Raw genomic sequence first — 22,392 nt, 5'->3', positions numbered from 1 at the left:
GTGGCCTACCGGTCGCAGTGCTCGATGTGGCGGTCTAGGCGCTCGGCCTGACGCTCCTGTCCACGCTCGATCCGGTCGATAGCGTCACGCATGCTGGACCCGTGGTTGGGCTTCATCTCGTGGTCGATCGTCTTCTCCGTGGTGCGCTGCGACAGCCACAGCCTCACGGTCATGAACACCTGCACAGCAAGGATGCCAAGCAGGGTTCCGATGGTCGGTGTCATTCGGCGTGCTTCCCCTTAGGCGTGTTGACTCGGGCCAGGCCGATGCCCAGGAGGGCACCACCCAGGGCCAGCCACAGGGGCCACACAGCAGCGCTGACGACCCCGTAGACGACCAGCAGAGGGCCACAGGTCAGGAGGACGTTGTAGATGTAGGCACGCCGCTCGGGCGTCAGTCCCGCGCCCATCACGCGGCCTCGTAGGTAATGGGCGAAACCCCGACGTGGTTCTGCCAGTCACCACCATTAGTCATGGTGCCACCAGCAACCATCGAAACCACGTTCAGGTTTCCGTCTGTGCCAATAATGAGCATGCAAGCACCAAGAGTGCCACTCACGCCGATAGTGCCCGCACTAACCTCGATCAGAGCCGGACGGAAGCCAGCAGGAATGTTGGCGATGACGACACCGGCAGCAGGGTTCACCGTCGCGTTCGTCGTGCGGCGAAGACGCGTGGATGAGATCTCCACAATGCCATTGACCTTGCGGTAACGAAGTGGTGCGTACCCGGTCACGACAGCCCAACCCGACGTAAGCGGAAAGGTAGTCCACGGGGTGGCTGCGAGCGCACTAACGTCAGCGTCCACCTGCTCAGCCAGCGTCTGCATGTAGAACGGCACATCGTTAGAGTCGGCAAGCGTCGGGTAGGTGTACCCACGGTTACCAGTGTTGTTAGGCATTAGTCATTCTCCTGTCGTGATGACAACGTTTTCGGGCTGTCGGGTCTGTACGTTCATGGTCCCGGTCGGGATGTCGAACTCAATGGTCGAAACGAAATGGCGTTCCTGAGGGCCGGTCGCAAGTTGCACAGTGATGGTGTCCATCGGGCGAACCCAGTAGGTGGCGTTAGCGACCTCTAGCGACATCTTGCGACCACGTGTAATGGCCCGGCCAAGCATTGCCGCTGCGGCGTATTCCGCTTGCGCGGAAGTGCCCACGGCGTCAACGTCAACCGCGATTGCAACACGACCAATGGCGGTCGAGCCGTAAGCCCCCGCCTTGACCTCGGCCCAACCACGCACCGGGACGTCACCACCTGTGAAGGTAACGACAACCAGATTCGCAAAGTCAGTCCGGTCGAGAGCCGCTTCACTTCCAACTATGGTGCCGCGTTCTCCTACCCGGAACTGGGCAGTAGCGGCACCAGCATTCACCCGGTCACGTTCGGCAACATAGGTGTCAAGGCCGTTGTGATAGATCCGATACCCGATCCGATCACAGATGCTCTGAATCTGTGCCCAGACATCACCACCAGGGGGCAAGGTCTCAGTCTTGCCAGCGGCAACGAACGTGCGCCCTGACGGCTCGATCTGAATTGGGTAGTTGTGCCCGACGATCTGTGACAGCAGCGAATAGATCACGTCAGTAGCGACGTCGTTAGGTCCCCACGTCTGCGTGGTCGTGAAGCGATAGTCCATGATGCGCTGCTCATCCGAGACCGCAACAATCACCATGTCACCCTGAGGACGCCTGACGACACGCTCAAGCAGACGCAGTTCAACGATCTTCTGGAAGTCCGTATGTCCATCCGCGTAGACGTAGCCCGCCATGACGAATATCCGAACGTCCCTACGGGGGTCCAGGAAGTCGAGCAAAGCCTGGTCGGGAATCTTCATCGAGCCATTGAGGACAACAAGCGGGGCGCGGTTCTCGTCAAAGTTGATCGTGGCTGTAACCAGTTCCAACTCGACCGGGGCATACGGTGTGATATTCGCGTCGTATGCCCAGACCGCGTGCTTGTGTTCGACCGAGTTAACCAGGTCGGTCTGAACGCGGGGGCTATAGGGGATCATTACCGGGACCAATCATCAGGTTAAGGAATGTCGGGAACTCATTCAGTGAGTCGAAGAACGTCGCATTTCGGTTGCTCGAACGTTCCATGTTCCAGACCGCAGTACCCAACTGGTTGGACGCGGGGGACAGGACCTCGGTGTAGGGCGTCAAGACGAACCACCTACGGGTTCCTGTGCGTTCGTCATACGGCTGCACAGAGACGTCACCAGTCGTGAAGTACATATCCAGACCGGGGTAGTCCGGCTGTCGCCACTGGAGGACCTGACCGCGCCCTGCCGTCTTCACGATGGCTTGCGCGTGTGCGTAGTCCTTGGCCCAGAGTTTCATCGTGCCCGCGCGCAAACGCTGGAAGCCGATAGCCACCAGGGGATCAGAACGACCGATCACGTTGTGGGTTACAGAGGACGTTGCCGACGTGGCCTCATAGGTCTCTACGATCTCGACCGAGGTACCCAAGCGGGGCAGCAACGGAGGAGCAATGAACGACGTAGACCACAGGCCGGTCACGTTCAGGTTGACGGTCTCAATCTGCGTGGACCCGCCAGGGTGCTGGACCAGTGCCGTATAGGCCACGTTGCCCGTCAGGGCGTGCTCAGTGTCCGCGTAGGCGAATCTCCCACCTGCCATGTCAAAGCCGCCTGCCGGGGGCCTCACGGGCTTTGTGCCGTTGAAGTCCGATCGGGTCAGGGAAAGGGTCGTGTTGTCCGGGGTGACCTTCAGCCACGACAGCAGCAACGACGTTGCCCCTGTCGGCAGGGCGTTCAGGCTGAACACCAGATCGTGAGTCGTGGTCGTGGCTGTGAAGGTCACGATGTACGAACCAGGGGTTGCCGACGTAGGCGGCGTGAACGTCCGTGTGACACCACCAGCAACGGCCTTCCAGACCTGTGCCACACCGGAACCACGTACCTGAAAGATCACGTCATAGCGAGTGCCTACACGAAGCCCAGTGAGGGTGCGTGTCACCTTGTCCGTCAAGGTTGCATCAGAGTCCGCAGCAAGACGCACAGCGCCAGCCACGGCGAACACTGAGAACTTGGTGGTTGGCACATAGGCAGCCAACTCGGCAGGCTCTGGGGTTCGCCCGGTGTAGTCGTTGATCGTTGCCAGGTCGAGCACTAGACGCAGGGCACCGTCATTGACGAAAGGTTCAATGGTGAAGGTCATTAGACGGGCCTCGAAATTCCTAGTTGTGCGTGAATGTTGATCTTGGGCGGGACGACCCCACGGGCTGCCATGTCGGCTGCCCACTGGAACTGCGACTGTTGATAGACCGGGATCAGTTCCACCTCACGCTGACGGGCCACCTGTGCAAGGTCCTGCTCAGCCTGCGTCGTGTTCGCCTTGGCCGTGGTGCTGACCTCCTTAGGGATCAACCCGAGGGACGTGGCGTAGTCCTTGGCATCCTGCTCGGACATGCCCAGTGCGATACCAGCGGCAATGACCTTCTCGCGGCCCTGCTCGATGATGGCGTTAGCCTCAGCCTGTGAACCGCCAGCCTCAGTAATTGAGTCGGCGTAGCCCAGTGCACCCTCGGAGATCTCACCAAGGGCACGCAGGTTCTCGCGGCCAGCCGCTGTGTTCTTGTCCCAACCCGCAGCAGCGTTCTCAGCCAACTTGGCAGTGGTCTCGTCAAGCGTGTCGAGCCAATCAAGTTCGCCATCGATGACTTCCTTGTTGAGATCGATGCTCTCCTGGAGGGCATCGTTACGACCCTCCATAGCATCCCGCTGTCTGAGGGTTTCCTCAGTCACGCCTTCCTCAGCGGCACGCATCTGGTACGCCATATCCTCGGCGTCCTTGCGCTTCTTGATCTCGTCTTCAAGGCCAGTGATCGTGTTCTTGCGCGCCTGGAACTCTTCGTTTTGAGCCTTCGTGTTCGCCTGGTGGCCGTCAGGGACAAGTTCCCTGTTGACGTCCTTCAACTTCTCCACGTAGTCCTCAAGGGTGGAAGTGTCACCCTCAGAAAACGCGTTGTAGAGATCACCCAGGGAGATGCCCGTATCGTCAAGCGCAACCCGCACGTTGTCCAGGTTGGTAATGGCGTCGTCCTGCCAGACCTCGAACCACTGCCGGGAGTCCTCGATAGCAACCAGCCACTCATCGAACTTGCCGATGAGGTCCAGTTCCTCGATGCGTCCACCTGCGTCCTTGAACTCAAGTGCCAGGGCACCTGCTTCTTCCTTGGCAGCGTTGATCTTCTCGGCCATGTCCTGGAGTTTGGCAACGGCGATACCGATACCGGCAGCAGCAGCAGTACCGGCAGCCATGCCCAGCGGACCAAGGTCCGACACGACGCCACCAAGGACGTCCTGCGCGATCTGGGCTAGGTCCTCTGTGTCACCCCGGAAGGACGACACCGTTTCGGACAGGTTCTGTCGGGCTTCGTTCTTGAAGGTCTCGGTGGCTTCACTCGCCTCACCAAAGCCCTTCTTGGCATCGTCACCGATGCTCTGCCCGGACGTCTTGGATTCCTTCTTGACGCCATCGAAGGAGTCGCGAAACTTCTTCTCAAGGGTCTTGGCTTCATCCCCGGCGTCGTCTACCTTGTCGGCAAACTGCTTGTCAACGGCCTTGCCAGCGTCCTTGGCAGCGTCCTCGATCTTGTCAAAGGACCTGACCGCCTTGTCCGAAGACTTGTCGGCGTCACGCCCGACGTCATCGAGCGAATCGATAACGTCGTCAAGGGCACCTTCAATGTCCTTCGTGCCGCCAATGAACTTGCTTACGTTGGCAACAAAGTCAATGTTGATGCCCTTAGCCACGGTCAGCCCTTCCCTTCAAATGCGTTGTGTGTCTCAAGAATGACAATCTGAGTCCAGAGAGACACGGCTCTAGGTGCGATCTCGGCAAAGGCCGGGTAGACCGCACGACCCTTCCTGATGGGCTGTGGCAGTCCTGCACGCGTGCGACGGGTGACCTTGTGGGTTCCACCGTTCTTGGACTTCCTGGTGTATGTGGAGGTCTTGTTGGACCGTCCGCCAAACTCAGCCATCCAGAAGTCGGTTGCGGGCTTCAGTCGCTTGGACTCACCGATGCCGCGCACAGAGGATGCGGCAACGGCCCTAGGCGGGTTGCCCGCAGCGATGCGGGTACCGGGTACCAGCAACTTACTGTCGAACTCTGAGGTGGCATTCACAGCCACCAGGGACTTCCAAACTGGGTTCAGCGTGTCCCTAGTGGCTGCGTTGATGCTCTTCTTGACAGTCGGTTCCAGCCGCTTCATGGCTAGCACTACCGCCTGAAGTTCCTTGTGGTCCCGAACGTCGATCATCAGACGCTGGGAACCATGATCGGCTTGCCGTTCACACCGAGCGTGACCGAGGTGGTCGCGTATGCGTTGACCGCTCCACCGATAGCGCCAGGGGTAATGACGATCTCAGCGGTGAACGACGGGCCAGAACCCGAAGCCGGGTGAAAGGTGACGTCCTTGGACAGACCCTCGTTGTTGAACAGGTAGGCCGACAGGCTGTTGAGCGTCTCCCAGTCCTGCACGTAGTTGAGGGCAAGAACCCAGGTGGCCGTAGAAACGTCGGTGTGGGTATTCGAACCCAGACCGGTCCAGGTGACGCTGGACGAAGAAGGGGTGAAGGTCACCGAGTCAACGTGACTCTTGTAGTCGTCAGCCCCGATTTCGAGGGTGACGTCCTTCATGATGAGGGGCTTAACAGCAATGGTTGCCATGATCAGAATTCCTTTCGGGTGATCACGTCAACCGTGATCGAGTATGCGGGGTACTTCTCGTCATAGACGACATGGGTTGCGTCTTCCCAGAGAACCGTTGCGGTTGCGTCCAGGGCGTCACAGGCAATGTCGAGAAGGTCTTCCAACTTGTCTGTGTAGTCCGTCTGCCAGGGGCCAGTCACGACGACCGAAACGCTGTCGGTCATCTGTGCGGAACCTGCTACGCGGGAGCGCTTAGAGAGGCCCACCAGGGCAGTGGGCTGAGTAATGGTCGGCGTCTTGTCCCCATTAAGGACGGTCCAACCAAGAGGCAGTCGTTCGATCAACTGTTCCTTGACGTACTGACGCCCGTTCATCCGAGCACCGGGACACCGTGAGAAGGTCGAAGCAAGTTCTTCACAGTCCAATCCATAGGGAACACGGTCACGGTAAAGCCGTCACCACCGAGTGAATCTCCACTACCTGCAACGGTTGAGCGCTGCAATGCGCGTGCCTGAAGGATCAGGGCCAGCACATAGTTGGCGGGAACCTCGGTGGAACCCGAGGGCAGTGCAGGTGCAAACTCACTGCACTGCCCCTGGGCGCTTTCAAGGAAGAGGAGGAGCGTTGCCTCGTCAGCCGGGGCGTCAGCCCACAACTGATCAATGCGCGGGTCGTCCGCTTCAATCCACATGGTGGTTATCAGGCCGCCGCAGCAACGAGCGCGAACGCCTTTGCCGTCTTGGTGATCTCGGCGTGGTAGCCGAAAACACCGGTCTCGATACCGCCGTTGGAGATGTTCACCGTGTCAACGCGGATCGGCGTACCAGCCTGCTTGACCTCAGCACCCTCACGAGCACCAACCAGCACCTTGCCCTGAAGAGCAGCGTCGGTCGAAGAGATGATCTTGAACTGCTCGATGCTGCCCTCGTTCGGGTCAAGACCCAGCGCGACGTCCAGGTACTCCAGCGAGTCGTTCGACTTGGTGAGCAGGAACTCGCGGTAAAGGTCCGAGCCGACAATGGCGAACGTCGGGACGGCGATCTCCTGCACAGCGGCAACACCATCAACGATGAACGCAGCGGCCTTGGAGACACCGGCCGGGACAGCGCCAGCAACAACGGCAGTGCGGTTCGCGGGGGTGAGCAGGTGCGCCAGGACAGCGGCATCCAACTGACGGCTGTAGGAATCGGCCGACTCGCGGAAGTAGCCCTCCCAGAACTCGGGGGTGGAGAAGTCCACGAACATACGGTCAATGGCACCAGCACCCGCAATGCGCGAAGCGGCCCACTCGAATGCCTCGGTCTTGACCTCGGTGCTGACGGGCTGCGCGGGGAAGCCAGCGTAGGCACCAACCGTGGGCGTCTTGCCCTCGGAGAACTTCCAAGCGGTGCCCTTGAACGCCGTCAGGGTGCCCTGCGTAAGCAGCGGGGCGTACTTCTGCACGTGGGTGCGGTTGGACCAGATCTCGCCCGCATACTCGGGACGCTGCGCGGGCTGGACGTCCGCAGCAATCGCGTTGTCAAGCGCAGCGAGGAGACCCATGTTGCCGGTGCTGTGCGCGTTGGCGAGCGTGGCAAAGAGCGACGCAGCATCGGCCGGGCCGGTGCGCGGGTTGGTGGTCGCCGCTGCGGTCAGACCAGCAGGGGCAGAGGCCGTGGCCTCGATAGCGTCGGGCACAATGCCCTCCTTTTCTACCGAGTCATCCTCGGCGTCGGTGTATTCGTAGGTGGTCGTACGGTGTTCGGTGGTCTTGCTAGTGCTGCCGTCGTTGTTCTCGACGGTCGTTACAAAGTCGGTGGTGACGGTCTCGCCGTAGTCCTCGGCCATGAGTTGGGCACTGGGGAATGCGGGTCGTACGACCGCACCAGCAGCCGTCAGAAGGCCGCTAACCAGGGCGCCTGCCCGAATGACCGGGTTGTCGATCTCGACGCTCACAGCGGGGCGTAGGCCGTCCGCTGCCTCAGCGAGAAGGTCGTTACCTGCCGTGGTTCCAGCGACCGTGAACGTGGCGACTAGGCCCTTGTCCTCGGCGTGAATCTCGGTGGCCCGGCCAACAGGGCGCTTGAAGTCGTGCTCGATGTTGAGCGTCACGTTCGCCACGTCGTCAGGAATGGTCACGCTGTCGGCTGACGCGGTGATCTTCCCAAGGTTGGTGTTTCCTGCCTCACCGAATGGGAGCAGGAGATAGGTCAGGGTGCGTGCATCTGCATTAGCAGTGAGTAGGTTTCCATGAACCTGCATAGTTTCTAGTCCTCAGTCACGGGGGAAGTGCCCGTGTTGGGGACCTCCACAAGATTGGTCAGGTCGAATGCCACGCGGGTTCCACGGGGCGTGACGTCATCCATCGAAAGCCGGGCCTCAATGGGCGTGCGCCACATATCGATAGACCCGTCGATGAACTCGTTACGTGCACCCTCGGTCGTGTTGTACGTCAGGGATGCATTGATCTGGGAAGCGTCCAGCATGGTTGCCGGGATTCCGCACAGGCGGGCAATGTCGAGAGTCGAAGCATTACGGCCCTGAACGAACAGGTCAGTTGCAGAGTCACCGTTGAACTCGATATCCACGTTGTGTGGAATCCAGGCAATGGTCCCGTTGGGGTTGTTCCGCGCCTGCGCGAAAGTGTCGACCACATGCTTGATCTCATCGTCACTCAGTGGGTCGTTCGGGTCGTTGCCCTTGAGAATCGTCGTGGGGGTCGGGTTCTTGATTCGGTTGAGCCACTGGGCTTCAAGGGTGAGCGCACCACGGATGGTGCGTGCACCTGCCGTCAGGATGCCCTCGAACGGACCCTGAAAGAGGATCACCGAGTTAGCGGGCACGGGCTTGTTGTGCACCAGCACCTGACCGTCCTTGTCGAACGTCCAGACGTCCGGGGGCACTCGCACACCGTCTGTGATCTGGTCGTTAGCCCCGCGTTCGACAGCCCACAGCGCCCACCCATTGAAGAAGAGGTCTTCAAGGGTGAGCGACATGCGCATCTGAGGAGGGAGTGACGTGTTCGTGCGGTAAAGCCAAGCGGGCTGCGAGGAGATCTCCTCGTCATTGCGGTACGTCCGCAACGGCTGTCGGGCAAGGCGAGAGGTCACCAGGTGACGTGCAGCCGCAACAGCGGGGACCGACATTGCATCGGCGCGAGTAACGGGACCGTCAGTGGTCCCGAAGATGTCGGCAATGACAATGTTGGGGGAGAGAGTGGAGGGAGTCCACGGGGACGCGACAGAGGTTCCCGGCCCACCAGGAACAATGTTTGTGTGTGTGGCGGAACCACTGCCGCGAAGCCATTCGAAGAATCCCATTCCTCTATTATGAGGATTTCATGGGGTCCATTTATCAGGCGGCAAAGTAGACGAAGGACTCACTCTTCTTGGGGAGGTTGTCGAATGTGTGCAATGCAATGGCAGCAGCCACCAGGGGTGTGATATCGGCGTCGGAAGTCTTCCAGCCGAACACGCGCCCGCTGTTGGGGATGTCGCGCCACACAGCGCCCTGTACGGCTGCGAACAGCCCGCCCTGGTCGTACTGCACCAGGTTGCCGTTGTGCACGTCAGCAACGAACGTCTGAGAGGCCGAGACGACCTCACGCGTGCCCTTGGGGGAAAGGTGCGGCGTAGGCCTCACGCGCTTGATTGCCTCAACCACAGCCTGGTTACTGCCGATGGTGTCGTAACCGATCCACGCCTTATCGTTCTTGCGCGATTCCTTGACGGCCCTGTCGGCAATCCAGTTGTGCCCGGCAGCCTGGTGGATCAGCGCAACATGCGCCTTGCCGTCCTCATCACGCCAGGCACTGCACAGGGCACCCGTGCCCCCGCTGGGGGACACGGAGAACCCGAGGGCCAGACGCTCGGGCTTGTCCTCGCCGAACGACTCGCACACGGCTTCATCCCACTTGGTCAGGTTGATTGCCTGCGTGGTGCTGTCGAACGGGAACCGACACAGGTACTCGGTCTCGAACGCGACACGGCCCATCTTCTTCAAGCGACCGGCAATCTTGGCGTACGTGGTCAGCGTGCCGATGCCAGGGTGAACCCGACACAGGATCGACTCATCGAGGGTGAAGGACCCGTCCTCTTCAACCGTGATGGCTTCCTCATCGTCTCGGATCGAGTAGTCAACAATGCCCACACCTTCGTCACCATCGCGGCCCTCCTTCAGCGTGCCCCAGAGCAGCCCTGCACGTTCCTCGGCAGGGGTTCCAGCGATGATGGCCTGTCCCATCGGGCGCGTGTCCAGCAGCGGCAGAGCACCGGCTAGCAGCCCATCGGACTTGTCCACGTCCAGTTCTCCTGCCTCATCGAAGAACATGAGATCGGCAGCCTCAGAGCGGAACGCAGAGGGGTTGGGCGCAACGACCCAGATGACCGACCCGTTCTCGAACTCGATGCGCTCACGACCGTTCGACCAACGCAGCGTGCCCGTGCCGTTGTCCTCGAATCCGTTCGTCTCCAACAGGTGCATCTGCTCACGCATCTTTGCGCCAGCGCGTGTGCCGTCCTGAGCCGTGGTGACTACCCGGTAGCCGGGCGTCGTCGCACACAAGCCCACCAGGGTGCACCAGATCGAGGTTGTCTTGGTGGAGCGTCGGGGCATGAGGATTCCCACTGTAGGGAACATGGGCAGCCCGTCTTTGTCGCGGGCCAGCACAACGGATGCGACACACTCACCTTGGGGCAGAAGTTCGTAGCCCAACAGGCGTGCTCCAACCTCGGCTGCGGTGATGTCCGTATCTGCGGGGAATTCGCTCAAGTACGTTGGCGTTGCTGACATTTCTTCTCGTTTCGTTCGTTCCTCCCAGGAGGAGAGGGAAAAAGTGGGGCCACCGGGCAGAGGCTTTGCTGCAACCTCAAAATCTGGACGTTGAAGGCCTCTTGCGCGGCGTGTTGGGTTGGGGTTGGTGTGTTCATACCTTGACGCGATCTCATGCGCTTACAGAGCGATACACGCGTTCGTGCTTGTTGACCTGATGCTCGATGGCATCGCGCATTGCTTGGGTACGGGTGAAGTGAATAGCCCGTGCATCACAGTCCTTGCAGATGCTCACCACTGACACATCAGACACGTCGTAAGCCGTGTGCGTACTGGCCCTGCCGTAGTGCTTGCCGCACATCGTGAGCGTCTTACTGACGGTGCTGCATCCGGGGTAGGTACAGGGTCCGGTGTATGTCGGGGCACGGGGTTTGGGTACCCGTTCCTTGGGTGCGGTCACCCTGCCCTTGGGCAGTGGTCGGTCTAGGGGTATGCCCATTCTCTGTCGGTTGTAGTGCCTACTGCACAGGCCCTTAGCCATGTATGGAAGCGTGCAGTCTGCATACGTACATAGGTCGCCAGGTGCCGTGACTCGGACGGGCTTGTCGAGCGGCGTGCCCGCGCATTTCCTCTGGTAGTGCATCTTGCACAGGCCGTGGGCTTTGTGCCTACGTTCGCATTCCTCAATGCTGCATGTCCTCATGGTGTCTCCTCCTCCTACCAGGGCCAGGGGTTGGACACCGGCACTGTGCGCTTGGCATTGAGTCGTGCTGCACTCATCTGCCCGCCTTGCCTGTCACTGCATCTGCGGTGGCTCACCCACTGGTTGGAGCGGTCGGTCGGGTTACCTCCCAGGGAGCGGGGCACCTTGTGCTCCACCACCCAGACATCTCGCACATCGACAATGCCCCCGCATCCGAGGTAGCAGGGGAGTGGGAGTTTCTTCTTCCAGTAGGTGCGTGCCTTGGTGACGTTGGCCCCGGACCAGTTCTTGCTACCCACAGGCAGGCACCTTCTTGGATCTACCGCGCCCGTAGTTCAGGTTGACCGGCATGCGGTTGCGTACGGTCTCGGTGATCTCTGGGTGTTCGTCGTTGGCGTGGTGCTGCCATTCGGCGAATGCCCCGGCCCTGGTGAACGTCAATGCCCGCCAGGGGCACTGGTCTACCTGGCACAGGGCAACGGTGGTGTTGTCGCTGGTATCTAGGCCCACTGCATATGGCGATCTAGGCACGCTTCCACGCCCGTCCAGCGATGAACCCGAGGACTACCAGGGACACGCACAGGAGGGCGCTCACTTGGCGTTCCACAGGCAGTGCAGCATCTCTTCAAGTTCGGTTGCCTCACGGCCCTCAGGGTCTTCAGTGAGCCTGATGCGGGGGTCAAGGTCGATTGCAAGCATGGGGTTCTTCTTTCGTCTAGGTTGACATTCACAAGGATCTGTGTTATGTGCTAATACAATCATACCTGATAAATGGATGGGCGATTTAGTTAGTGGTTGGTGACTCAGGCTCTCTTGTAGTACGTCTCGTCTCAGTCTCTCTATTCCCTATATATAAGGGTGTGAGACGGTGAGACGAGACGGTGAAAACGTTGGGATTGCAACGAAAACACCGTCTCACTCGTTTTGCGTCTCATGAGACGGTGCCCTCGGTGAGTCGCTGACGGTCGATCTGAGCCGGTGTCCGCACTCTCCGACACGCCCGACACGCCGCCAGCGGAATCCGCCTACTAGTTATAGTTGGAGACATCAACACCGGTCGTCTTGCAGACATTGGCCGGTACCCACATGACTACCCCTATCAGGGTTGAGACGACTGCAAGCGTCTCCCTTGGTAGGGGTTCTTTTGATTGGAGCAACAATGAGCATCCCCGTTATCCCCGTGGTCCCTGGAACTAAGCAGGCTGCCGTTAAGTGGCGGCGTGCCGACGTTGGAGACCCTGCACAGCCCTGGTCCGCATGGAGTGACCAGTTCCCCGACCATGACCGCGCAATCCTCACTGGTGAGCGTTCCGGATACGACGAACTGGACGTTGACCCGCGCAACGATGGTGACACCACGCTTGCGCGGCTGGTCGAACTGCACGGGCCTCTTCCCGAGACTCACATTGAGTCCACGCGAGGAGGTGGGCTGCACTACCGCTTCAACCACATTGACGGGCAGCGCAACCGCATTGGCTTTGCTCCCGGTCTCGACTGGAAGGGTGAGGGTGGCATCTCGCTGTGCTCGGGATCTGAGGGCTATGAGGTCTTGGTCTCGGCACCGGTCGCAGATGCCCCGCAGTGGCTTCAGGACTACGTACGCCGCGAAGAGCGCCCTGACTCGGTGGAGGTCACCGAGTACGCCTCAGACGCGTTTGACGACGCCATGAAGCGCCGACTGAACGGGTACGCGGGTAATGCCGTCCAGGGTGAGGTTGCACGCCTCAAGGCCTGTGCTGACGGTGCAGACAACTGGGACGACACGACCTATGCCGTGGCCTGCAACCTCTTGGAGGTTGCCCACAGCACGTGGAACGACTACACCGAGCAGGATGCAATGGATGACCTCTTCGACAACGCGCCCACGGATGACGGTTTCGACGCGGAACGCGTAGCCACCAAGTGGGCGAGTGCTGAGATCACGACCGAGGGCAAGGCTCGTGTGCTTCCCGATTTCGCAGAAGCCGTGGAGGACGAACCGACGACCCCTGAGGAAGTGGATGCAGACTTCCAGCGTGAGGTTCAGAAGGAGGTCAAGCGTCTTGCCGTCCAGCAGGAAGCCGCGCGATACCTTGCCGGGCGTGACTACAAGGGCAGCGAGGATATTTCCTGGGATGATCTCGCAGTAGGTCAGACCGAATGGCTGATTGATGGTCTGGTTGCCAAGTCGGGTGACCCGTTCGTCCTGAACGCAAAGCCCAACCTGGGTAAGACGTTCGTCATCATCGACATGTTGTGCTCGCTCGCACTCGGCAAGCCGTGGATGGGTAAGGCAACCCGACAGGCTAAGAGCGTGTTTGTCATCGGTGAAGGTCGCGCGGGTGTTTTCAGCCGCTTCAGCGCCTGGTGCGCTGCAAACGGTGTGGACCTGGAAGAGATCAAGCCGTGGGTGTCGTTCATCGACGGTGCGAACCTCAGCAATGACGAGTCGGTGCGACGGATCGAAAAGAAGATCCTGACCACAGGGGCTGACCTGGTGGTCTTTGACACCTACGCCGCGACCTCTGGTGTGCCTAATGAGGACGATAACGCGATGGCGTCCCTCATGCTCAATAGGGCAATGAAGGCGGCAGGGGCGGCAACCATTGCCTTTACCCACCACCCGACTAAGGCGAGTCAGGATACGCCCGCACCTGTCTTGCGTGGTGCCGGTGCGTTCAATGGTCGCGTCGATGTCACGATGACGCTGACCAAGGATACGAACTACTCAGGCAATGCCAAGGATGATCGGCAGTACCTGATGCTCTCGACCGAGGACAAGCACGGGGGCAAGAACCGTAACGCACGCACCGAGACCATTCGAGGTCTGTACCTCGATTCGGTGGGTGACTCGGCAGCCCTGTTCCGTGATGACTCGGAGCAGTACAGCGTCGGTGATCGTCTGATCCTTGACCACCTGAAAGACGGTATGACACGTGCTGAGTTTGAGTCCGTGGCGGGCTGCTCTAAGGCCAAGGCGGCGCGCGCACTTAAGGATTCGTCTCTGATCGTGAAGTCGGATGATCGAGTGCCGCGTTACTCGCTCGCTGCGTAACCCCTAGAACGACGAAAAGCCCCGCCTTAGTAGCGGGGCTTCGTCGTATCCGGAATCAGTCGAACCAGGCCCTAGCGCCCTGAGCATCAGCCGACGCAATGAGGCGTTCGGCAACCGCAGTCGGGGTGACCGTCAAAGGCTCTACCGTGACCGCCCACAAGGCCCGTACAACGGCCCTCTGAGCCTCTAGGGGCATGTGGTCCCAGACCTCCACCTTGAAGCGCTCACGGGCCTTAGGGCCGGTCGGGGCGTTCAGGATGGCCGACAGGACAGCGGCGTCGGACGTGTCCTTGGTCAGGGCTTCTTCGATCTCGGCCAGCCGTGCGTTGATGGTGTTTGTCGTCCGCACCACCTGAGTCAACGACAGACCAGCCGCCAGGGCATCGGGCATCTCGACGTCCCGACGATGCAGCAGGGCAGCACGCTCGGTGTGCAGCCCCGAGGTCTCCGGGTCGTCACCCTGGAAGGTCGCTTCCAGCACACCAGGCAGCGTCAGCAGGTCGGCAGTGCGCTCGAACACCAGGGCATCAATAGGGGCAGCCTTACGCAGCAGGTGACGGTTCGGCGTGCACCTGTAGGCCAGGTCTCCACGGGACTTGTCCGAGTGCATGAGGCCCCCGCACTTGCCGCACCGGGCAATGCCCGCCAGCAGGCTCTGTGCGACCTTGCCTGTCTTGGGTGCCGTACCCCGAGCCGGGTTCGCCAGCACCGAGTACACAGCGCGCCAGGTGTCTTCAGACACGGCAGGTGTCCACGTCCCTGGTGTCTCCTGCCCCTTGTACTCACGGATGCCCGCGATACGGGCAGCCATCAGGACACGACGCACACCCTGAGTCGTCCACTCGTTGCCGCCCATCGACCCGGACTTAGGGGTCAGCAGCCCCGCAGCCACCCACTCGCGGGTAATAGCAGCCAAAGCCCAACCCGCGAGGAGGTTCTCGCACGCCGCCCTGATGGCCTGTGCCTCTTCCTCAACCAAGGTCCCATCGAGGTTCCAGCCGAACGGACGACGCCGCCAGTACGGCTTGCCAGAGGCAGCCGCTTGGGCGTTCGCAGCACGCTGCCTAGCGCCCTTCTGCTCACCCTCGTACGTGGCCCAAGCGGTGACGGTGCGAGCGGTCGCACGACCCGACGCAGTAGATAGGTCAAGGTGCCCGGCTGTGACCGCGTGCACGACCATGCCAGCGTCGATGACCCGTTCCAGTTCCTTGGTCAGCCTGACCAGCCTGTCGGTGTGCCACACGATGACCACGGCAGGAGCGTCGGACATGAGCCGTTCGAAATCAGGCCGAATCTTGCCCGATGTCGCCGAAACATCGTTGTCCTTGTAGACCCTGGACACAGCGAAACCGAGCCGGTCTGCTAGGGACCTGCACTCGGCTTCCTGTCGTTCGACCCCGAGGGAGTCGCCCAAGGTGTCGCGGGAGATGCGTACGTAGATCGCGGCGGTCTTCATGTAGGTGATTCAACACCAACAGGGACCGCTTCGTGGTGCCGACGGTCGCAGGTGCCGTGGACGTCGTCGTGCACCTCGGGGTGACGGCGGACGGCAAGCGCGAGGTCCGCGAGATCGTGGGGGTGACGGGACGCGTGGAGCAAGGGGTCGTCGAGGTCTCGGACCTGTTCCACCGGTCTGGTGGTCGGCTGGTCCGCGGTGACGGGTTTCCGCCTGCCGAGGACCGCTTCGCGCGCGCGGGCGTCGACCTGGTGGCGCTCATGTCGGCACAGGGTGCGGGGCAGGGTTGACGTGGGGGTCGTCGTCGGTCTGTTGCTGGGTGCGGGGATCGTCTGCCTCTGGTCCTCCTGGTGGGAACCGCGCCCCCGTGCCCCCCGAAGGACGGAAGGCTGGTCCGTCCGCACCCAGGACGTCCTGGTGCAGGCGGGGCTTGCGAGGGTCTCGCCGCAGGCACTCGCCATCGGGAGCGTGGGGTCCGGGCTCTTCGTCCTCCTTGTCGGTCTCGCCCTGACGCGTGCTCTGCCTATCGCCGCGTGCTTCGCACTGTTCGCTGCGCTGGCACCGGTCACCATGGTGCGCGCCCGGGCTCGACGGCGACGGACAGAGCTGCGCGACGTGTGGCCGGAGGCGGTCGACCACCTGGCGTCGGGCGTCCGTGCGGGCCTCTCGCTCCCCGAGGCGGTGGGGCAGCTCGGAGAGCGCGGTCCTGTCGAGCTGAGGGAGCCGTTCGCAGCGTTCGCCCAGGACTTCCGGGCGTCCGGCCGGTTCGGCGACTGTCTGGACGCGCTCAAGGTACGGCTCGCAGACCCGGTCGCGGACAGGATCGTCGAGGCGCTGCGCATGACCCGGGAGGTCGGTGGAACGGATCTCGGGAGGCTCCTGCGTACGCTCGCCCTCTTCCTGCGCGAGGACGCGAGGACGCGCGGTGAGCTCGAGGCGCGGCAGTCGTGGACCGTCAGCGGCGCGCGGCTCGCGGTGGCCGGGCCCTGGGTCGTCCTCGCCCTGCTGGCGACGCGACCCGAGACCGCGCAGGCCTACAACTCGTTGCAAGGGGTAGCGGTCCTCGGGGGAGGGGCCGTGTGCTCGCTCGTGGCCTACCAGCTCATGCGAAGGATCGGCCGACTTCCCGAGGAAGCGCGGGTGCTGCGGTGAGCGGGGCCGGAGCCTCCGGGCTCCTGTGGACCGGGGCGATGGCCGGCGCACTGTTCGGGTGGGGAGCTTTGGCGATCGTCTCTCGACTCCGGGCGCGGCGGGTCCGGCTCGACGAGCGGGTCGGACCCTACCTGAGGCTCCACGGCGCGACCTCGGGCCTGCTGGCGGAGACCTCGGCGGCGAGCCGGCTCTTCACGGTCGACAACGTCCTCGGGCTGAGGATCGCGGCGGCGGGCCGGCTGCTCGAACGCTTCGGCTCCACCCGGACCGAGGTGCGTCGTCGCCTCGACCGGGCCGGCTCGCGGGAGAGCGTGGACCAGTTCCGGGCCCGTCAGGTCGTCTGGGGTGCTCTGGGCCTTGCCGGCGGGCTCGTCTTCGCGCTCCTTCTCGCGGCCACGCGGGGGTCGTCGCCCGTGGTGCTCCTCCTGCTGGTGCTTCTCTGCGGGGTCGGTGGGCTGCTGGCCTGCGACCAGATGCTCACCCGCCGGATCGCTCGGCGCGAGGAGCGGATGCTCAGCGAGTTCCCGACGGTCGCCGAGCTGCTCGCCCTGTCCGTCGGGGCTGGGGAAGGGCCGGTCGCTGCGATGGAGAGGGTTGCGGCCAGCGCGCACGGCGAGCTCTCCGGCGAGCTCGCGGCGACACTGTCGGCCGTCCGGTCCGGGGTTCCCTTGTCTCGCGCGCTCGAGGGCCTGGCCGACCGGACGACGCTCGCGAGCCTGACCCGTTTCGCCGAGGGTGTGGCCGTAGCCGTCGAGCGAGGCACTCCACTCGCCGAGGTCCTCCGGGCTCAGGCCCAGGACGTTCGCGAAGCGGGAAGGCGGTCGCTCATGGAGTCCGGTGGGCGCAAGGAGGTCCTCATGATGGTTCCCGTCGTCTTCCTCATCCTTCCGGTCACTGTCGTCTTCGCAACCGTTCCCAAAGAGATAATTGCGCTACAGTGACGCCCACAACGAAATAGAACGGCCCCGACGAGTGCGCTAACACTCAGCCGGGGCCTCACCACTAGAGAGACGGAACCTCTCCCATGGCTGACGCACACGTTATCAGCCTGCGCCCGGCGGCGACGCCCGGCGCAGCGCCCCTCCCGACCGGCTCCGCACGGCTCATGTACCCGTGGCGTGACGCGGTCTGGGCATCCGACCTCAGCGCGACCGACAAGCTCGTCGCGCTCGCCTACGCCGACCACGCCTCGAGCGGCATCCTGACCGTCTGGGTCACCCCCGAGCGCCTGCAGGCACGCACCAGCCTCGGACGCACCGCGACCACCGCGGCCCTTCGCCGGCTGCGCGACGCGGGCTGGCTCGCGGTCACCACCCAGGGGCACCGCGGGTCTGTCACCCGGTACGCGCTGACGCTCCCCGGGGGCGTCGCCGAGCAGCGCCCCGATTCCGGATTCGGGGATCCCGAATCGCACGGATTCGTGTCGTCTGCCGACGAACTCGTGTCGCCTCGCGACGAACTCGTGTCGGCAGACGACCCCGATCCCCTTACCCATCCCTCTCCCCATCCCACCAACCGGGCCCCGGCCCCCGACGTCGACGACGAGCAGGGCCAGGAGGACGACGTCGTCGGGTTGGTGGAGGAGATCCGCTCTCACTCCCTGGCGGTCGGTCTGACGGCCACCGCAACCCGCACGCACGCCGCCTCGCTGCGTACCGCAGGCTGGACCCGCCAGACGCTCGCCGCCGAGCTGCGCGGCCAGGACTTCACCGGGGCCCGCGGCCCCGGCCTGCTCCGCTACCGCCTCGCCGCACTCGCCACCAGCACGCCGCCCCAGCCCGTCGTCGCCACCCCTGCCGCCGAGCGCGGCCCCTCGAGCACCCAGCGACTCCTCGCCGAGCACGAAGCCCAGGCCGCAGCACGCCCCGCCAGCCCCGAGACCATCGCCGCAGTACGTGCCGCCGCACACCGCCGGATCGCAGCATGAGCGCCACCGCAGCCGCCCAGGCTCTCCCGCACCGCCCCGACACCGAGAGGCCCGCCATGACCGCCCAGAGTGCCGCACGCCGACCCGCACGCATCAACCCCGACACCGTCGCGGTCCTGGTCCTGGTGCTGCTGGGCATCGCGGCCCTCATCGCTGCGAGCGCCGCGCTGAGTTTCGACGGACTGACCGCGATCGCCGCATGGGCGGGCGTGCTGGGCACCCGGGCGTGGCTCGTGCCCGTCTTCATCGAGGGCGCGATCCTCGTCTACACCGGCGTCGCGATCGTGCACCAGTCGCGCCACGAGAACCGGCTCGCGCGCCGCGCGTGGACGTGGGTCCGCCTCTGGACGCTCGTGTCGTCGGCCGCGAATGGGGCGCACGCCTGGGACGCCGGCCCGGGCGGGTGGCAGGGCATCGTCGGCGTCGTGATCGCCGCGCTCATCCCCGTCGGGGTGTATGTCGCGGTGCACATGGCCGCGGGCCTCATCGTCGAGTTGACCGCCCTCGAGCCCGCGCCAGCCGCGGTCGCGAGCGCCGAGACGATCGTCGCCGAGCACGACGTCGATGTCGCGGTCGTCGCGCTGGATGAGGCCGAGCAGAGCGGGCCCGCGACGGTCGTCTATGACCAGGCAGCGAGCTCGGCGATGACCGTCGCGACGCTCGTCGCCGAGCGCGAGGAACGGAGCGACGTCGCGGTCGCGGACCTGCGTGCCGTCTCCGCGTCGCGACGAGTGTCGCGTGGGGCGACGGACGACGAGCGGATCGTGGAGCTCGCCCGCACGACCCACCTGTCCGGGACCAAGATCGCCGAGCAACTCGGCACCAACAAGAACCGCACCTGCGCTCTGGTGCGCCAGGTGCGGGAGGACCGGGCGACGACAGATGCCCTGTGGGCCGAGCCTCAGGCCGCCCTGGCCTGACGGGCTCTAGCTGGACGGGCTAGGCGGTCCTGACCCACAGGACGCGCCATCCGTCCGGCAGGTCCGCGGCAAGCTGGGCGCGGGCGTCGTCGTAGGTCGGTGCCTCGATCTTGGTCTCGCGGGTGACCTGCTCGCCGTTGCCGGTGGAGTCGGCGGGGATCTGCTCGAGCATCGCGTGAAGGATCATGCGCCCAGGGTAGGCCTGCGCCGGCGGACGTCGGACGGGTCGAGCCAGACAGCACGGAGGCGGGCGCGACGATCGTCCAGGTCCACCAGGACCAGGCGCGACGTCCACCCGTTCGCGACTGCGTCGACGACCTCGAGGCCGTCGCGCTCCCACACGATGCAGACCTGCACCGGGATCGGGTCCGCGGGAATCGTCTGGAAGCGCAGGGGCGGGATGTCGCGGGCGTTGACGATCGCCTGCCACTGGTCGCGATGAGCGTCCCAGGACTGCGACGCTCGTCGCGCGAGGTCCCGCTCGAGGTCGTCGTACATCCTGTCATTATCGAACGGCTGTTCGACAGTGAGACCCGAGAAGGAGGCCCCGGGAACAGCGAACAGCCCCGCCTCCCGAAGGAGGCGGGGCTGTTCGCTGGCGTTCGCGCGTGATTGCGAAGTGCTCGACGCTCGCGGTGCAGCGCGCTCAGGACGCTGCTTCGGTCGCACCAGGTTGGAAGAGTGGGCCCCGTTCAACGGCTGCCAGCCGCAACTCATGGGCAACTCTCAGGCGGAGACTGCGCGGCCTCTCCGGGTGTGGGGTGAAGTCGATGGAGGCATGATCCGGGGGCACGTCTGGAAGGCAATCGTCGCAGACGACCTCGACTTCTGCTGCGTTCGCTTCGCCGACAGTTACCCCCCACGTGCCGGCGGAGGCCCTGTTCTGCTGACCTACATGCCGCTGATACGCCTCTTCGGGAGTGACCTTCCCGCGTAGGGTTGACAGCATCCCGCGATCGTTCGGAGTCGGCGTGAATGCGGCCTTGCTAACCCCGCGTGCTTCGTCAAGGTGGGTCGGATGGATCTGACGATTCAGCACTTCGCTCTGTTCGGTGAGTACCACCGGCACCTGGCTTGGGGGCGCAGCGCCCTCCGCGAGAGGCTCAGGCGTCATGAACGCCGGCTGTTGTCACGTAGAACTCGACCAGACGCGCAGCTGTGGCCGCCACCTGCCGCTCGACGTAGATATCGAAGGCAGGGTTGTCGATCGTCAGCGTCATCTCGCCGCCAGGTAGCAGCTCTGCAGTGCACTCCGTATCCCCGTTGCTCCACTCAAGCATCAGGGAGCCATCGGCCAAAGGGGCGATCGAGACATGAGCGGGACCGTCTGCGAGCCTGAACATGGCTCGCTCAGCGATCTGCAACGAGCCTCTATCGACGGCTCTGCTCTCGGGTCCCCACCAACCGTCGTGCAGCACTTCGATCTCTCGGAGCTTCGTGGTCATTGTCGACCTCCGCTCTAGATACCTAGAAGCACTTCCCGCAACCACGTCGCGGAAGTATGGCACCGGTGCAAATTCGAGCGTAGCGGTGCCGCCGCTTGTGCGCAGGGCGGGCAACTCGGTGGTTCCGATCGATGCAACGGCAAGGGGCTCGAGTGGTCTCGATGGGACGCCTGCTGCCGGGGCTACCGCGTAGGTCGCTCCCACGACGAGCGCCGTCGAGAAGCCGAGTGCGTTCACCGGGGCGAGTCCAACTTCCGCCCGAGCTGCTCGGCAAGCACTTGGACAAGCTGCTTTGCGCGACTCTCGCTCAGGTAGTAAGCGCCATAGGACTTGACCTTCAGCTCCCGGGGGCCTCCCTCGAAGAACGCCTTCGTGTCCTCAGGCGTGAGAAGCATGGGCGGCCCAACGTGTCCGAAGGCAAGGTAGAAGCCGCCGTCGTCTTCCTCGGGCGAGACCGACGGCGCTTGGGTGACTGCGAACTGGTTCACGAACTGAGCGTCGTCGAGAAGCCCCTCCTCCCAGACAGTGCGCACCAGGAACCCCTGGTCGGGCGGCAGGGTCTCGTCGAACGGACTTGTCATGGGCTGCATAATGCCAGATGTCGTACCCGGCTGAGTAGCCGGTAACCCGTTATCACCCGCACCCGCGTGTGGAGCGCTCACGCTTGGGGCAAGCCACCAGCCACGACGACGTGTGCCCCACCCCCCAACCGCGAACGGAAGGAAGGTGGGGCATTGCCATGCTCGGGTCAGGTGAGGTCGCTCAGGCGGTACATCGCGACGAGGTCGGAGCCGTCGAGCTGGATGCCGTAGTGCCAGCCGTCCTCGCGCTGCTCGACGTAGAAGACGGTGCCGCCTTGGCCGGTGGCGGTGATGGTGACGTGGTCGCCGCGCTCGAGCACGCCGGGCGGTGCGATCAAGGCCAGGGGCGGGGTGGAGGACAGGCCGAGGTGGCGCAGCCAGGCGTCGACGGCGGGGATCGCCATGATCCGGGCCAGGGCCGCGGAGACCGCGGCGAGAACCGCAGCCGCGCCGACGACCCACGCGAGCCAGGCCTCCGGGAGGTACCCGGAGAGCTCCTCGTGCAGGATCGCCGCGATGATCGGGGCGACGACCCCCACGACGAGGATGACGGACAGGGCGTTCTGGACCGCGGTGCGACGGGACGCGCGCACGGGGTAGGCCTGCTGGGTGGACGTGGTCATGGGTGAGTCCTTTCTCAGCGGGTGCCGGGGACCTTGGGGATGGCGTCGAACTCGGCCTGGGGCACGATCGTGAAGAAGCTGCCCTGTTCGGTGTAGATGCGGTACTCGGTGGAGGTGACGTA

Annotated in this window: 25 protein-coding genes; 6 read left to right on the top strand and 19 right to left on the bottom strand. The window is 63.4% G+C overall.

The window, feature by feature from the left end; all coding sequences use genetic code 11:
• Positions 1–5: 5 nt before the first annotated feature.
• The 13 genes from ACFWGN_RS20715 to ACFWGN_RS20655 all read right to left on the bottom strand — a co-directional run bounded on the left by ACFWGN_RS20715 (position 6) and on the right by ACFWGN_RS20655 (position 10,450).
• Positions 6–224, bottom strand: a complete 219-nt coding sequence (locus ACFWGN_RS20715) for a hypothetical protein (protein WP_377619576.1) — start codon at positions 222–224, stop codon at positions 6–8.
• Positions 221–409: a hypothetical protein gene (locus tag ACFWGN_RS20710; RefSeq protein ID WP_377619574.1), complete on the bottom strand. Its 189-nt coding sequence runs from the start codon at positions 407–409 to the stop codon at positions 221–223. The genes ACFWGN_RS20715 and ACFWGN_RS20710 overlap by 4 nt, the downstream gene beginning before the upstream one ends.
• Entirely contained in the window at positions 409–900 is a 492-nt protein-coding gene (locus tag ACFWGN_RS20705; protein WP_377619572.1) for a hypothetical protein, read from the bottom strand. The genes ACFWGN_RS20710 and ACFWGN_RS20705 overlap by 1 nt, the downstream gene beginning before the upstream one ends.
• A gap of 3 nt (positions 901–903) precedes the next feature.
• On the bottom strand, positions 904–2,013 hold the full coding sequence (locus ACFWGN_RS20700; RefSeq protein ID WP_377619571.1) for a hypothetical protein: 1,110 nt from the start codon (positions 2,011–2,013) through the stop codon (positions 904–906).
• Positions 2,000–3,181, bottom strand: coding sequence for a hypothetical protein (locus ACFWGN_RS20695; RefSeq protein ID WP_377619569.1), 1,182 nt, complete (start codon positions 3,179–3,181; stop codon positions 2,000–2,002). Before ACFWGN_RS20695 ends, ACFWGN_RS20700 begins: the two co-directional genes overlap by 14 nt.
• The gene (locus ACFWGN_RS20690; protein WP_377619567.1) at positions 3,181–4,779 is read right to left on the bottom strand and encodes a hypothetical protein; all 1,599 of its coding nucleotides are present in this window, start codon (positions 4,777–4,779) and stop codon (positions 3,181–3,183) included. Before ACFWGN_RS20690 ends, ACFWGN_RS20695 begins: the two co-directional genes overlap by 1 nt.
• Before the next feature lie 2 nt (positions 4,780–4,781).
• Positions 4,782–5,288 (bottom strand): hypothetical protein, encoded by a 507-nt coding sequence (locus tag ACFWGN_RS20685; protein WP_377619565.1) that lies wholly within the window; start codon positions 5,286–5,288, stop codon positions 4,782–4,784.
• The gene (locus tag ACFWGN_RS20680; protein ID WP_377619564.1) at positions 5,288–5,698 is read right to left on the bottom strand and encodes a hypothetical protein; all 411 of its coding nucleotides are present in this window, start codon (positions 5,696–5,698) and stop codon (positions 5,288–5,290) included. Before ACFWGN_RS20680 ends, ACFWGN_RS20685 begins: the two co-directional genes overlap by 1 nt.
• Before the next feature lie 2 nt (positions 5,699–5,700).
• Positions 5,701–5,904 carry a hypothetical protein gene (locus ACFWGN_RS20675; RefSeq protein WP_377619562.1) on the bottom strand — a complete coding sequence of 68 codons (204 nt, stop codon included), beginning with the start codon at positions 5,902–5,904 and terminating at the stop codon, positions 5,701–5,703.
• Between the two features lie 146 nt (positions 5,905–6,050).
• Positions 6,051–6,371 (bottom strand): hypothetical protein, encoded by a 321-nt coding sequence (locus ACFWGN_RS20670; RefSeq protein WP_377619560.1) that lies wholly within the window; start codon positions 6,369–6,371, stop codon positions 6,051–6,053.
• Positions 6,372–6,379: 8 nt separating this feature from the next.
• Positions 6,380–7,798 carry a hypothetical protein gene (locus ACFWGN_RS20665; RefSeq protein WP_377619558.1) on the bottom strand — a complete coding sequence of 473 codons (1,419 nt, stop codon included), beginning with the start codon at positions 7,796–7,798 and terminating at the stop codon, positions 6,380–6,382.
• A gap of 128 nt (positions 7,799–7,926) precedes the next feature.
• On the bottom strand, positions 7,927–8,979 hold the full coding sequence (locus ACFWGN_RS20660; RefSeq protein ID WP_377619556.1) for a phage portal protein: 1,053 nt from the start codon (positions 8,977–8,979) through the stop codon (positions 7,927–7,929).
• Between the two features lie 34 nt (positions 8,980–9,013).
• Positions 9,014–10,450 carry a hypothetical protein gene (locus ACFWGN_RS20655; protein WP_377619554.1) on the bottom strand — a complete coding sequence of 479 codons (1,437 nt, stop codon included), beginning with the start codon at positions 10,448–10,450 and terminating at the stop codon, positions 9,014–9,016.
• Between the two features lie 1,841 nt (positions 10,451–12,291).
• Here ACFWGN_RS20655 and ACFWGN_RS20650 point away from each other — a divergent pair.
• Positions 12,292–14,166 (top strand): AAA family ATPase, encoded by a 1,875-nt coding sequence (locus tag ACFWGN_RS20650; protein WP_377619552.1) that lies wholly within the window; start codon positions 12,292–12,294, stop codon positions 14,164–14,166.
• 55 nt (positions 14,167–14,221) lie between these two features.
• Here ACFWGN_RS20650 and ACFWGN_RS20645 read toward each other — a convergent pair whose 3' ends face one another.
• Positions 14,222–15,622, bottom strand: coding sequence for a recombinase family protein (locus ACFWGN_RS20645; protein ID WP_377619551.1), 1,401 nt, complete (start codon positions 15,620–15,622; stop codon positions 14,222–14,224).
• A gap of 32 nt (positions 15,623–15,654) precedes the next feature.
• Between ACFWGN_RS20645 and ACFWGN_RS20640 the strand changes: the two genes are divergently transcribed.
• From ACFWGN_RS20640 to ACFWGN_RS20620, 5 genes are all read left to right on the top strand, one after another.
• Positions 15,655–15,912, top strand: a complete 258-nt coding sequence (locus ACFWGN_RS20640; RefSeq protein ID WP_377619549.1) for a hypothetical protein — start codon at positions 15,655–15,657, stop codon at positions 15,910–15,912.
• A gap of 1 nt (position 15,913) precedes the next feature.
• Positions 15,914–16,774: a type II secretion system F family protein gene (locus ACFWGN_RS20635; RefSeq protein ID WP_377619547.1), complete on the top strand. Its 861-nt coding sequence runs from the start codon at positions 15,914–15,916 to the stop codon at positions 16,772–16,774.
• Positions 16,771–17,715: a type II secretion system F family protein gene (locus ACFWGN_RS20630; protein WP_377619545.1), complete on the top strand. Its 945-nt coding sequence runs from the start codon at positions 16,771–16,773 to the stop codon at positions 17,713–17,715. Before ACFWGN_RS20635 ends, ACFWGN_RS20630 begins: the two co-directional genes overlap by 4 nt.
• 83 nt (positions 17,716–17,798) lie before the next feature.
• Complete coding sequence (locus ACFWGN_RS20625; protein WP_377619544.1) at positions 17,799–18,701, top strand: hypothetical protein; 903 nt, start codon at positions 17,799–17,801, stop codon at positions 18,699–18,701.
• Complete coding sequence (locus ACFWGN_RS20620) at positions 18,698–19,621, top strand: DUF2637 domain-containing protein (RefSeq protein WP_377619542.1); 924 nt, start codon at positions 18,698–18,700, stop codon at positions 19,619–19,621. Before ACFWGN_RS20625 ends, ACFWGN_RS20620 begins: the two co-directional genes overlap by 4 nt.
• Before the next feature lie 19 nt (positions 19,622–19,640).
• Here the strand turns inward: ACFWGN_RS20620 and ACFWGN_RS20615 are convergent, their stop codons facing one another.
• The 5 genes from ACFWGN_RS20615 to ACFWGN_RS20595 form a co-directional block, all read right to left on the bottom strand.
• Positions 19,641–19,808 (bottom strand): hypothetical protein, encoded by a 168-nt coding sequence (locus ACFWGN_RS20615; protein WP_377619540.1) that lies wholly within the window; start codon positions 19,806–19,808, stop codon positions 19,641–19,643.
• Positions 19,805–20,119 carry a hypothetical protein gene (locus ACFWGN_RS20610; RefSeq protein ID WP_377619538.1) on the bottom strand — a complete coding sequence of 105 codons (315 nt, stop codon included), beginning with the start codon at positions 20,117–20,119 and terminating at the stop codon, positions 19,805–19,807. Before ACFWGN_RS20610 ends, ACFWGN_RS20615 begins: the two co-directional genes overlap by 4 nt.
• A gap of 605 nt (positions 20,120–20,724) precedes the next feature.
• Positions 20,725–21,066, bottom strand: coding sequence for a hypothetical protein (locus ACFWGN_RS20605; protein ID WP_377619537.1), 342 nt, complete (start codon positions 21,064–21,066; stop codon positions 20,725–20,727).
• A 233-nt stretch (positions 21,067–21,299) separates the two neighbouring features.
• Positions 21,300–21,647, bottom strand: a complete 348-nt coding sequence (locus ACFWGN_RS20600; protein ID WP_377619535.1) for a hypothetical protein — start codon at positions 21,645–21,647, stop codon at positions 21,300–21,302.
• A gap of 167 nt (positions 21,648–21,814) precedes the next feature.
• On the bottom strand, positions 21,815–22,270 hold the full coding sequence (locus ACFWGN_RS20595; protein WP_377619533.1) for a hypothetical protein: 456 nt from the start codon (positions 22,268–22,270) through the stop codon (positions 21,815–21,817).
• Between the last annotated feature and the right edge of the window lie 122 nt (positions 22,271–22,392).

This window comes from Oerskovia sp. NPDC060338, from assembly GCF_042726295.1.
In the GTDB taxonomy this organism is placed as follows: domain Bacteria; phylum Actinomycetota; class Actinomycetes; order Actinomycetales; family Cellulomonadaceae; genus Oerskovia; species Oerskovia merdavium.
This window is presented reverse-complemented; position numbering and strand designations above follow the sequence as displayed.